The sequence below is a fragment of the Marinomonas sp. HM11-D genome, assembly GCF_057626615.1.
Genome location: NZ_JBMMKT010000002.1, coordinates 140,145 through 153,684, shown reverse-complemented (window position 1 = coordinate 153,684; position 13,540 = coordinate 140,145). Strand labels below are relative to the sequence as shown.

General features: G+C 43.1%; 8 protein-coding genes. All 8 read right to left on the bottom strand.

The features are described 5' to 3' along the window. Window positions 1–80: 80 nt before the first annotated feature. Window positions 81–2,093: a hypothetical protein gene (locus ACOSVP_RS03120; protein ID WP_487346034.1), complete on the bottom strand. Its 2,013-nt coding sequence runs from the start codon at window positions 2,091–2,093 to the stop codon at window positions 81–83. Further along, entirely contained in the window at window positions 2,093–5,614 is a 3,522-nt protein-coding gene (locus ACOSVP_RS03115; protein WP_487346033.1) for a hypothetical protein, read from the bottom strand. The genes ACOSVP_RS03120 and ACOSVP_RS03115 overlap by 1 nt, the downstream gene beginning before the upstream one ends. Before the next feature lie 183 nt (window positions 5,615–5,797). Continuing rightward, on the bottom strand, window positions 5,798–6,220 hold the full coding sequence (locus ACOSVP_RS03110; RefSeq protein ID WP_487346032.1) for a type II toxin-antitoxin system VapC family toxin: 423 nt from the start codon (window positions 6,218–6,220) through the stop codon (window positions 5,798–5,800). Next, window positions 6,213–6,446, bottom strand: coding sequence for a type II toxin-antitoxin system VapB family antitoxin (gene vapB, locus ACOSVP_RS03105; RefSeq protein WP_487346031.1), 234 nt, complete (start codon window positions 6,444–6,446; stop codon window positions 6,213–6,215). The genes ACOSVP_RS03110 and vapB overlap by 8 nt, the downstream gene beginning before the upstream one ends. 130 nt (window positions 6,447–6,576) lie before the next feature. After that, window positions 6,577–6,855: a zinc ribbon domain-containing protein gene (locus tag ACOSVP_RS03100; RefSeq protein WP_487346030.1), complete on the bottom strand. Its 279-nt coding sequence runs from the start codon at window positions 6,853–6,855 to the stop codon at window positions 6,577–6,579. 4 nt (window positions 6,856–6,859) lie between these two features. Further along, on the bottom strand, window positions 6,860–7,180 hold the full coding sequence (locus tag ACOSVP_RS03095; protein WP_487346029.1) for a hypothetical protein: 321 nt from the start codon (window positions 7,178–7,180) through the stop codon (window positions 6,860–6,862). A gap of 99 nt (window positions 7,181–7,279) precedes the next feature. Beyond that, a complete protein-coding gene (locus ACOSVP_RS03090) occupies window positions 7,280–7,525 on the bottom strand; it encodes a hypothetical protein (RefSeq protein ID WP_487346028.1) in 246 nt (81 codons plus the stop codon). Window positions 7,526–7,738: 213 nt separating this feature from the next. After that, entirely contained in the window at window positions 7,739–13,537 is a 5,799-nt protein-coding gene (locus ACOSVP_RS03085; protein ID WP_487346027.1) for a DEAD/DEAH box helicase, read from the bottom strand. Window positions 13,538–13,540: the final 3 nt, after the last annotated feature.

Here is a 13,540-nt window from a genome sequence, read left to right as displayed (position 1 = left end):
GAAAGCTGCTATTGTGAAATTTCACATAGCGGCTTTTGTCCTATCAAGAAATTGCTACTCGGCTAGGCTAGCTCCACAGCTTACTTACTCACTTCCCTAGCCCCAAATTCCCTAAGATGCTTAAACACCCAAGGATATACCGTTGCAGACTTATGTTTGATATGCCAAACCATAAGAGACTGCCAGAACCACTCAGGTATAGCTCCTGACAGTGTGCTTGTAACATGATAGATATGGTGAAAATTATCTAAGTCCTGTTTCGAAGGGCCTGAAGAGCCAATTGAGTAAAGGCCATTCTCACGATTACGCCAAATTCCAGCTGTTATGTACATTGGGCCATCCTCAGCCGAACGCCAGCTGGTTTTGATTCGATAACCGCATTCCACTAAATAGTGATAGAACGCTTGATTTAATTTGCTTCTATAACTGATTGCCTTAAATGCACTGACTGGGATAGCTTGCGAATGAGTATCTAAAAGCTTTACTAAGTCTTTCTGTAACTCTGAGCCTTCTAATTCTACCTTGTGACAAGCCAAATACTCTTCAAGCAAACTTTTTGGCACACCTGAAGCCGTAGTTTTATCCAATTCCTTGATGAGCTGGTACACATTCACTTCATTTGGCAGAGTGATGGCGGCAGTATCCGTGATTAACATAAATTCACCAGAATCAGGCCAGAAAATCACATCTGCACGATCGAAGCCAGTAAACACTTGAAGCTTTTCAGCTGGCGTTAAGTTAATTTTTAAGGAGTCTTCCATTTCAGACGTCACCCAGCCAAATTCCAACCCTTCAGCGCCAACACGACAATAAGATAATGGCCAAGGTACTTTATGAGCATCGTTCACATTAGGCCTTACTGGATGAATAAACCAAGCATCGGTTGGCAGTGCCGGATAGCCGAGCTGCAATTGTCGATGTTGCACTTCAAACTTCACAAGCAGCTCTTTCAATAAAACCTCAACCACGCTGTCTCGGCCTTTGCCTATAAGGCTCTCAGGATAACAAGATTGAACAACGGCTTCGGGATACTGTGCACGTAATACCTGATAAGGGTCTGCCTCAGGTGCTTCTTTATAAGATTCCTTGGGGTCAACAATCAATATTGTTAATTGCTTCGGCTGCAGCATTTCAGAGGCAGTAGCGGGTATATTCTTAGCACTAAGCATTGATAGCAGCTGCTGTCCGGCTTCAAGTGTTTGGCTTTTGTTTACAACATTCACTGGATGATTTGTGAACCACTGTTGGATTTCTTTGTAGCTCTGGGCCATATTGCCTTTATGGAGCAGACTATGATCATCTGCTTGAATGGTTTTAAGTTTGATCTCAAAAGCGCCACTATAAACATCTTCGATATCTTCCAGAAACATGGAGATCACGCCTAGCCGAGTTTTATAATAAGCTTCTAGGGTGTTGCTATTACTTAAATTAATCGCTTTTACTCGGTTTTTATTATTTGGATACAACGCCTTTTTTATGTATTCACCACTTGGACAGCGAATTAGTTGCTGAGTGATGGTGTCGAATGTAAAGCGGCGTAGCTTAGCGACTTGATACGGCAAGTCTCCATTTGGCAAACGATGAGCCTGCACATTAGAAAATGTTGCGACGCTTACGTTTAATACCCCCTTTCCCGTAAACGTACCAAAAAAAGGTTCCACTTTGACGGCCACGATCTGGTAGCCGCGAATCGTTTCTTTACTTTTCACCACATAGTGCAGTCCATCTGCTTCGATACGATTCTGATCTCTATTAATCGGAGAAAGCACACGAGGCATGGCTCTAACAAGGAGGCAGGCAAGTAGCCAGTCAGGCACCTTTTCAAGTCGTTCTCTACGGTAAGCAACACTGTCTTTATCAAGAAACAATTGAGTTCCTCGGGGTCTCAACAGCCAATACTCACTTTGCTTTCGATACTGAACAAGAGACAAGACTGGACCAGATTGATATATCTGATTAGGAAGGCTAAGCAACTTTTGGTCGCGCATTTCACTATCCCATCCTTTATAGGATACACAATCAACTTCAAACTGATCGCTCAGCTTCTCATAATCAAAGCTAATTTTTTCAATAAATGTTGTAAAAACATCCATTAATCCGCCTCCTTCATCCATAGCAAAAAGTGATTTATATGATTTACTAAAGTGGCACCTGTTACTCTATGAACCAAGCCAGATATTTCTAAAATGGGGGACATTACCTCACTTGTTGGGATGAACTCTGAATCCAACCGACGACAATGAGCCTCACCATCACCAAAGAGATTGATATAAGCAAAGCGCTTTACACCTAATGCACTATGTAAGTTTTCCAATTTAGACTCATAACGCTTTACTTCTCCAGCATAGCGCCAGTGTTTTGCATCCACCGCAACAGGTTCACTATTTGAAGATAAGCGAACAATAAAATCACATTCCTCATATGCTGCACTGGGTACTGATTCAATAATGCATCCTGCGTGCTCCAAAATCGCTTTAACCCCTTCTTCGCCGATCGCCCCTTTATAGAGATTAAAAAACGCCGCTGGATTCATCGCCCAACAAAAAGACTGCCATCGAACAGCGTAGCCATGCCGTTCAAAATAATGCTTTACGACTCCATTTTTCATTAAAGTTGGTAAGCCACTCTCCTCTTCTGATATCCAGCGCTTAGCCTCCAACTCATCAAAAAAAGCCCACTCTTTATTTAAATTTGTCAGTTCATCATAAGCATCCAAATTGCCAGAAAACTGATAACCATCCGCAGACGGTGCCTCAAGGTACAAACGAGGGTAATCTGATACAGGAGACTCTACTGTTGGGTACATTAAAAGCTGCTGTCTCAATTGCTCCCAACCAGAGATCGAGAACATAACCTTAGCTCCTTTAAACCCTGACAAGAATTCACCGATCTGCGCCAATGTTCCGGCCGTATAAAGTTTAGCGAGATTACGGCGCTGCAATGCTTGCCGATCAATAAGCGATGAGTCCTGCAACAGATATTGAGCACTGTCACGAAGCGCTGCATACTCAAGCGACAAGGTATCCGAAAGTCGATGATCCTGTACTAAGGCCTGCACTAAATCACTATCCGCCATAATCAAAATCTGAGCACGTTTGAACGCTGTTCGAGCAGTCCTCCCTATGGCTTGCTCCAACACTTTTTGAATAAGCGCAAAGTAATCTTCTGTCTCGTAGTACTGACTTAGATTTGTTGTATGGTTCCCTTCAATGAGAAAACGATAGCTCCAAGCGCGTGCTTGATTCATCGAGATATAGCCCCGCTCCTGCAATGAAAGAATCTGATGAAGCTGCAATAGTTGATTTGTATGATATTGCTCGCTGCTAAGCAGCTGATGGGTTGGCTTCTCTAAATACAGGGTATCAATATCCGTTTTTAATCGCCCTTCCGGAGCACCATCACCAACCCAAATCAAACGCTCCTGATCACAACTTTGCTTAACGTAATAGTCAGGGTTCTTGCCTTCCCCCATCGTGGCGTAGGTTGATAGCACGATGACTTTGTCAGTTGTATCAGACAGGGCCTGCTGTACATCGCTAAAACGACCTTGTTTAAGAAACTGAGCATCCACTCCTGAAAATAGTCGCACCTGTTTAGAACCGTTTTGTGTGACAAGCCAGTTTAGAAACTCGATCAATTTAGCGTGCTTGGTGGGCTTTATTACTCGGTTTAACAACACGAGCATATATCGATTACCGTCTTGCCCGACAAATTGTTCTAGCGCTTGAACAAGGCGTGACACCCAACTGATTTGAAATGTGCTGTTCTCGGCAGAATCAATCGCTAACCAGCTTGCTAAGACAGAACTGGGATGACGAACCTTTTTTCCTGTGTAAGCTTCCAGTCTAGCCTTCAAGATATCTGAGTCAGCCTTGAGAAAAGTCGGTTGTATCTGCACACCTCGTTCAGCATATTGTCGGCGTCTACGATAATACTCACCAATACGTTGTTTCTGGCGATCGGTCAGCTCGACAAATTGCGTTCCTAAACGCGTTTTTAAATACCCAAGGTCAAAGTTCTTAATCACCGTATCTGAGGTTGCCGTCGCACTGATACCCACAATTTTAGTGCCGCTTTCAACTAAGCGAGCAAGCAACCCAGATGGTGTCAGTGCAAGTCCTGTGTAGTGACATCCCACAGTATCCTTCGCGCCATCATTAAGGCTCACTTCCGTCAGCTTAAGACCAGAATCATGATAAGTACGAACCAAATTACTGCGCTCTGACTTGGCAAGCCCTTTACGTCCAGTGAAGCTCACTTGAGCATCCAACGCATCAAATACAACGGGGATGAGATCTTGAAGATTGAGATGTCGCAGAATAGATACAACGGCTTCTTGCTGAGTTGGCACATTAGTCTGCCGTGAAGAGACTTCATGACGAGTGTACGTCCAAACAGACGATCGAATCAGATAAATAAAACGACGGAATAACCAGTCAGCTTCATTAATAAATCGCCCTAATGTTCCATTCACTTCATGACTAGACAAGTTCGCTTCTAGACGATTTTCACTATGAATTAAATTTTTTTGCAGTTGAACATGCGTCTTTAAGTGCAAAGTATGCTTCGCGCTGTGCACATGAGTCACAGTGCGATCTGAAAACAAACGCACACGTTCTTGCTCCAGACTAATGCCATCAATATTGAAGGCATATTGTAATTGCCAGCGCTCAGCAAAATCTTTCAGGGAATCGGCTAGCTCATTAAATCCAGACTGCATCCCTTGATAACGGTCTGATTGCTCTAGTTTATACTGCGGAATATTGGCATATAGAGTACGCATCAGCTCTATTAGATCGATGACCTGTTGTTCTGCCATGGTTTGCAAAATAACTTCATTTTGGCGATCTACTTCATCAATCAATAATAAGGCATTCCCCAACTCTCGCGTAGGGTGCATTACACCTCTCATAGTTTTATAGCCTGCTAAAAACTTTTTAGTGGTCATAAAACCAACACAAGCATCCCCCCTGTACAAGCGATCACCGGGGATCAGTGCATCTATGATAATTTCGTCTTTAGCTTTAAGAGTAATCGCGGCAGGACTTTTCTGCCGTGCCTGCAACGCGCTAATTAATTGAGAATAAACCTGTCCTGCTTTCGCCTCTATATCACGACTAAATTCCGCCCGAATGGCGGGATGCTCTCTGATAACCTGTCGCTGGGCTTTTAGTTGCTGCCACTCCTGAATGAGTCCCGAATGACCCGATAACTCGAAACGCTCAATCAAATAATCGATATCTTGTTCAGAAACACTTAGCAACTGACTGCTTTGATTGGGTAAATAGACAATTTGATCTTTAAGCGATTGACAACTTACTAATGCATCACTCGAATCACTGTATTCAGCATCAATCAACTCCATAAGCTCTTGATATGTAGAAGAAACATTATCAACGGAGTTCGTAATATAATAGATAGGGCGAGATTCAGATTGACCTCTAACGATCTGCACGACCTCTCGTAAAATCGCATTCTTAATGGTATGTGTTTTGCCAATACCAGTTTGAGCGGGGACCAATAGCAGACAACCACGTTCTGACTCAGGGCATAGAACTTCTTGGAAGTCATGCTGTAGCAATTGGTCTAAAGGTGATGATTCTTTCTGTGCCATTAAGCCCCCTCGCAATTTCGTAACATTCTGCACGGTTAGGCTTAAAAGCATAGAAGAGTAAGGCGACAAAACGTGTCGCAACCTTTACAAAGAAATAGCGAATGGCTGAGGATTTATCACACAGAGTTTGATAACTAATATTACCCGACAACAGGCTGTGAGATAGGAATTATCAAAATTGGATCAATGTACCCAATCTTCCCACGTTAAGCCCTCTACTCGCTGAAATTCCCTAGCGTTGTTTGTCACCAAAATGCAGCCAGCGGAAATAGCGTGCCCCGCTATGGCGGTATCATTTGGGCCGATGGGTGTGCCTCGCTCCATCAAGCCACGCTTAACTGTGACCGTAGCATCTACCGCCGCTTTGTCCCACGGTAAAATAGCATCTACACGTCGCAAGAATTCATCTACTAGTAACTTATGTTTTTGCGAAGCATTTTTACCCAATAAACCATATTGCATCTCTTGGTAGGTAATCGCCGAAATTACAACGCGATGATGTTGCCCTACTACCTCCTGCAATCGCTTTAATACTGCTAGTGGGTGTTCACGCATGATAAAAGAACAGATACAGGTATCTAGCATGTAAGTAATAGACTTATTCAAAGCTGAAACGCCCCTCATCTGGAATCATCTCTTCTCTTTCAACCATAAAATCCTTGTCGGCTTTTGCTTGTTGAGCGAAGGACAACCAATCTGGTCGTACTGGCCGCAGTATGATCATGTCTCCTTCTTTGTAGATTTCCAGTTCACTGACCCCCTCAAACTCAAAGTCTTTAGGTAAACGGACTGCTTGGTTTTTGCCATTCTTGAAAATAGATACGGTTTTCATAAGGCCTCCTTTAACAGGCATATGCTTGACCTATGTTATAGTTCGTCATAAGACATATGTCAAACCTATGCCTGAATGTCTACCTAGCATTTGTTCACTAAACTCCAGCCTCGCTTGACGATAATGATCCTTATGATTGGGTCTCTTCAACCACATCATGCCCACAATAACGACACACTTTTGCATCTGGTTTGATCATCTCAGCGCAGTAAGGACATTTTTTCATTCCCTCTGAAAATTGCTGCTTTTCTAATGTTTGTTGATCCGCTTTCATGATCAGCGCATGAGGCATAGCCACGATAAAAATCGCAGCGCCATACAACCACCAGAGCAGAAATGATTTACCTTTACTTTGAGCAACAAGGGCAGGAATCAAACCAATAAAAATTGCAGTAACAAAAACTTCCATTCGCTTACCTCGAATATTTCTTGCCGTTCGTAGAAACTAAGTAAAGCGTCTCGCTATATGGTAAACGCATTATGATGTTCGACTTATTGACTACTCCGCTTAACATCAGACCTCGACACAGTAAACTGACTCCGCCTTGGCTACGTTCACACATTGCATCGGGGCTATCTATAAATTTTGTTTTGTTTAATCGCCACAACACCACCGTTTTCCCATCTGGCAAAGCACCTATTGGAGGAACAACAAACAATGTTAACTGTGTGTATGCACCAAGCCCTAAAAGAGCTAAGAAAACCAATGAAATCACTACACCTTTATTTTTCATGTCTAACAGTCCTTGTTAATAGTTTTGCATCGCATCAAAGCCATTTTTTTCATTCTGCATACACACGGCTTGTAGCTGAAAAGCTTCGAATATTTGTGCTCAACGGCTTTTAGCCTTATGAGCTTCAGTCACTGAGAAGCCAAAATTCCCCTGCATTGCTTTATAGCCGTTTCTCTCATTGTCCATACAAACGGCTTGCAGTTGATAATTATCAAACAGCTGGGCACAGTACTTGGCGGACTGTTGTTTCTCCACTGACCATGAATTTTGCCAATCTGCCGCCTGACCAAAACTACTGAAGACCACCATACCTAAACCACAAAAGCTCGATATAAGCTTCACCATCCTTTTCTCCTTTATCAGATTTTTGGTTGTAGAGAGACAGCACACCAAAGGTTTGTTTGGTAATTGGTCTCAGCTGTTCTTAGTGAATAGTGATAGCGTAAGGTAAAAAAGCGACAAAGCGTGTCGTCATATCTATACTGAAGACACGCTTTGAATAGGCTAGGTGTGATAAGGGACTGTAACCTAGAACAAAAGGTAAACTTATTTAAACAACTAACTTCCCCTCAGTTTATCAAGCGTGTTCATTAAACGCCTGCTTGCTTCGAAAGTATCGATGCAGTAAACCTTGTTAAATTGGCTTCTAAGCTCAACTAGTGACTCATTTATCACTTCAGATGGTGATTCTAATACATCCCAAAAAGGGTGAACGACCATATAAGCCTCTGCTCCATCGGTCACTACCGGCAAGTTAAGTGCTCCTACATGGACCACTTTCCTGGTATTGGGATTTAGCCTTTGAATTGATTGAGCTGCGCTTTCTGCCAATTCGGGCCAATCGCTAAGTTCTCTGAAATCCTGAAAATTACCATCTAGCCCTACGCGATGTTCAGGATCTAACAGACAACGCATAAAGCTGAGACCGAGACGCCAGTCAAGAAGGCCATGATAGTTTTTATTGCCAAACCGTTGAATACAGCGATAACAGGAAAGCGCACACTGCTCAAGGTGCTGCGGATCAAAAAATGCACTTGTCATTTGATCATTTTGCTTATCAAGCATCGATCGCATCAGCTCTACAGCTAAAGGCTCATTGCGGTCGTTTTCTGCAAGTCGCTTACTAAAACCTGCACCGTTTACTAAAGTATCGGCAATCTGCAGATAAGGGTGCCCTTCTCGTAAACGAGGCTCCAATACTTCAAACTCTTCTGGCGCTATATCCATCTCCAATGCCGCACGCTGAACCAACATGTGCGTTGCGCTGAGAGCTGCAGAACGAATTTTTGTATGCTCCCTATCTCGCGTACCTACTTTGCTTAGATCCAACCCTGAAGCTATGTTGATCATTCCTAAACTAATTGCATCTGTTTTCTTTTTTGAATACAGAAGCACTTGCTCTGGTTCAGAACCTTCAGGTGGGGCTTGCCAATAGTTGCCTTTGAGAAGCTCTGTATCTATGGTTTGATTAGGCATTTGACTTATTCGTTTACCATTCTCAGCGTAAACATTTGTTTGCGTCTTTCTAATCAAGTTAAAAGGTTTATATTCAAATGCCGAGTCAATTGCCCCCCTATTTCGCCTAATAACGAAGGCATCACTGCCACTATCGATCATAACATTAGTTCGTTGGACCTTATTACTTACCATAGGCTCAATAATAGACCCAGTTTCTCGTCTTAGGATTGGCTTTTGCGGCTCTGTTCCATCAGAAACTTGCGGCTTAAAATCTGTTCTAAAGGCCGCTGGTGAAAAGTACTGCTCAAACATAGCAACGGGTATAGATTGCCCGCAGCCAGAGCAGACTTGGTCTGCAATCAAACTATCCGAATATCTACTCTGCAAAGCTCCACACTTAGGACAGTCCGCCAACATCTCTGTGTCTGTCCACCACTGAGCTACTGGCTCCGGTATAAGTTTGACCCCCTCTTTTGAAGGCTGGATAAAACCTAACGAACTGGTTACACCAATACTAGTATGCAAGCGCTTATCTCGAACTAATATCTGTCCCGGCGAAAACTCGTAGATTGCTATGTCTAAATCACGATCAACGGCATCCCATTCATAGTTATTATCACCTTTGGATTTCATCCCCAGATAAAGTGGGCGTACTCGTGTCGGCATTCCAAACATAGGTAGTAATGCACTTTCTGCCAAGAATTGACCGAGTCCTACATCTCTATTTTTTCCCGCTGATTTAAACTTCTTTATTTCCTTAAGAAGTTTTGCTGTTGATTCAGTGTACTCAACCAATTGCTTCAATCTTTCAGGCTCTAGCCGGCCTAAACTTTCGGCAACTTCTATGGCATAACAACTTGTTTGATTCAACGCTTGTCCAAGTCGATCAAACCAATTCTGTGTGTCATCATAAAAAAGTGCTGCCGGTATAAACTCACCGTGAATATCTGGCGCTGCAGTGTCACCAGGGTACTTAGCACCGTCTTCATCTCGTAAAATCTGAAACGCACGCGTTAACCAAGCTTTGCGCAGCAATCGAAGGCTAATGTCGATATGATCTTGTGTTAAAAAAGGCGGTGGCGGAGCATCGCCAGTAATCTCATCCGGATGCTGAAAATAGTGCTGATCATGACTTCTTCCACGGCACAAAGTCATGGCTAATGAGAAGGCTTGTCCTCGTCGACCTGCTCGGCCGACACGCTGCTGATAGTTAAATCGCTGTGGAGGCATGTTCGCCTGATAAACGGCCTGCAGAGAGCCAATATCAATCCCTACTTCCATAGTGGTCGTCACCGATAACAAATCAATTTCTTCAGACAGTTTTTCAAGCTCATTGGTATTATCAATGAAAATCCCATTAAAACGGCGTAAGCGATCTGCAGGATCATCGGTTTGCCCAGTCAACTCCTCACATCTCATTCGGAAGCTATTATCCTCATTCGATGCTCGTGTTAAGCGTCGTGAAATATAGTTTCGCTTACGCAGATCTTTCGTTACGCCATTGCTTTCAATTGGAAGAGGAACATGACAACGCGTGCAAATCCCTGCACCTAAATGTAAATGAGCACGTCCACAAGTTGTACATTCATATACAGGATCATTTTCTTGAACAAGACAAATATGCAGTTTCTGTATTCGAATCACACCATTAATATGACCATGTTCCGAAAAAAGTTTTAGTAGTTCATTTACTTTAGTTTCAGTGAGCCCAGCTTTGCTGATAAATGTTTTTACTCTTTTGTTATTAATATCTGAGTAAACAACCCACTCTTTAAAGTCATCTTTATTAAACCACTTATTTGCTTCGACACGATAGTTATCTGACAAGACGCGTAGAAATGCATCAGCAAGGTCCGAACTTTGATCTCGTTTATTCGTTAAACATGGATAGCCCAATCCGGTTTCTTCAAGTGAGAAATAGTTTCTAGCAAAAAGAACATCATCTAGTAATGCAAACTGTTCTGTTGAGATATGCCCACGGGCGGCAAGAATATCGGTTGCGGATTTACGCTCATCCCAATAGACCTTGTCATTTTCGATTTTAAATAAATCAGTCCAGTTATAACTTACTTTACGATCTGCACCGTAAATTTTAGATACCCCAGAATCATCTATGGGATGCATTCCTAAGCGACTCATATTTCCAAGCAGGGATTTTGTTTCTCGTGCTTGGTTTTCCACTTCAAGAACATGAGTCAGTGCTACTCTGTTTGCATCCCCAGAATTTATAACTTCCTTAATTTTCTTTGACAATTCATTAAAAAGATCATCATCACCATCATCTTCAGCCTTTTCACGCCTTTTTCTTAGCTCTCCTACCGACTCTTTTGGCAACTCAATTTGATGGAGCGCTTCGATTAGAAGTTTTCTACGTGTATCAATATGGTGATTACGCTCAATATTTAGAGCGGTCTTTGCTGCATCTTGACGACTATCGGAAAATGAAATGAGTTTTGTAGCTGTTCCCGAGCGTTTTAGGATTTCCATTACCTCAGTTGCTAACAACTGTGATGTCTTGTCAAAACCGGTTTTAAAGCTACGAATGGGAGACCTGCGATACTCTTCACTTCGTCTAGAATAATCAGAGCCGCAGGCAGGACAAACATGTGGAGCAGCCGTTTTTGGGCTTCTCAATGTAGAAGGCGAACCTTGCTTTATAAATAGGCGACCAGACAATATAAAGGGACTATCGGATATGCTTGACGCATCTTGCTTTACCTGACCATTCCGAGTGTCCAGAAATGCTGGTTGCCAAGTTTCCTTCTCAGCATCCCCCTTTTGTGCATCACTCTGTGCAGGCCAAAACAGCAAAAAGTCATCATGACTCAATTGCTCGATTGCTACTTCAGCACCAGCTTCAGGTAAGCGCTCCAGCTCTGGAGTATTAGGTAAAATCTCATAGTCATCTTTAGGCCCCCCTTGGCTTAATTTACCTCTACGACCACCAATAAACTCTTCATGACAGCTTTCACAGTGAAAAAGCTCAAAAAGTCTTATAGATTCTTCGCCAACTTTAATATGGCTACTACCCTTATCTACGGTGAGACCATGATACGTCAGTTGACCGTCCTTTAACTGAGCGCTTGCATAAAGTCCTTCTAGACTGCGTAAGAAAAGATGTTGTCTAAAGCTAGTCGCATCAATATTTTTTAGTTTATCACCCAACCCTCTCAACAGCGTCAGACCTCGTAAAGCTTCTCGATGATCGCTCGATCCGAAAATGGCTTGAGAAAGCAAAGATATAGGCCGCGCTTTGATTCCATCCTCCCCTTTACAAGCTAGCATCAACCGTGTTGCGGCCTCTTTTATCACTTCCTCAGGTGCGGATAATTTTTCTGCCCCTAATGACTGCCCGCATTCAGCAATTAGCTGCATAAGTTGTGGATCGTCATCCAGCGCAGTACGGAACTGCCCAATAAACTCATTATTTGACGTTGAAAGGTAACTAAGCAGCTTTACAAAGGGCTCTGGACTCAACATATTTTGCTGCTTTGGCTTAGGTAAAAGAGGATGCCCTGTTACTACCGCCTCCTCCCAGTTGTCAGGGCTCTCAGCGCCTGATTCAAGAGGAGCAGAATGCGTACCTGCATCACCAAAGAAATCATAGAGATACTCAAGGCTTTGCCCCCGCATATCCCCCTCAAGTGGTAAAGATGCACTCGAAGCTAAAATACGTAATTTGTGTCTAAAAGCTGGACGATCTAATCCCAGACGATTAATCAGCAGGCGCAACAAGCCAGCCATCTCAGTACCGGCAGAACCCCGAATTAAATGCAGCTCATCAAGGACCAAGAAAAAATAGGCATCAGGGTCTGTTTCCAGCCATGCTCTTGTCTGATTAAAGATGGGAGCTTCTACTTCCCGAGACAACATTGCATTCAGCATAGAAACGTTAGTGACCAACAGATCCGGTGGTGTCTCCTGCATATCCCAACGAGAAATTAGCTCGGCACCATTAGGTGAAGGAAATAGAAATCTCGTGGAATCATTTTTTTTCTGGTCTGGCTCTTTAACTGTGCTATTAAATTCCTCAGCACTTTGATCAGCATTGCATGCCGCCTGGTAGTGCTTGGCAGCATCCTGTATAGCCTTCTTCACTCGCGTCTGGCGCAGCTTCTCTTTCTTAGAATCTTTAGACCTAGGGTGTTCACGATAACCTGCAACAGGACTAGCGCCGGTATAGCGGCCAAAGAATATTCTGTTGCCATTAGCTCTTGTATCTAATATTTCGCAGGCTTCACTTGAGTCAAGCATTTTCCTTAGACGTACCATCTGGTCTTCAACCAGAGCGTTCATAGGATATAGTAGAAGAGCCCTAACTGCTTTTGGTCTATCAGGGCTTTCTCCATCTCGATGCGGAGAGAACTGACTGCCTTCATTCCACCACTGATTTCTAAGATAATCAGACTTAGGTACAGGCCAACGAGTCGCTTCAGCAACCAGTTCTGAGAGCACTGGTAATAGAAAAGACTCTGTTTTACCAGATCCAGTACCGGAGGTAACGATACCAGGCTGCCCAGACTGCAAACCACGCAAAAGCATCTCTACTTGATGTTTATAAGGTTTAAAAGCACTAACTCTTTTTAACTCACCAGTCCCTTTCTTGCCAGGGAAAAGCCCCGAATAAATCATTTCTAAGATGGCTATTCGCTGCTCTCGGCTGAACCTTTTAAACGGATTCGACTCAGTTTCATCATCTAAAAATGATTCTAGTGCACTGTCTGATGGCTGATACCGTAATATTGGCTCTAAAAATGGCTCGGGCATTAGTGTCCCTGGCTGACTTAGCAAACGTCTTCGTTCAGTTGCTAATTTATCTCGGCGTAAACGATAAGCAGTATCCAAGTAGGACAAATACAATTCGTGAATTTCTTTATAAGCTCCAATAGGATCTAACATGAC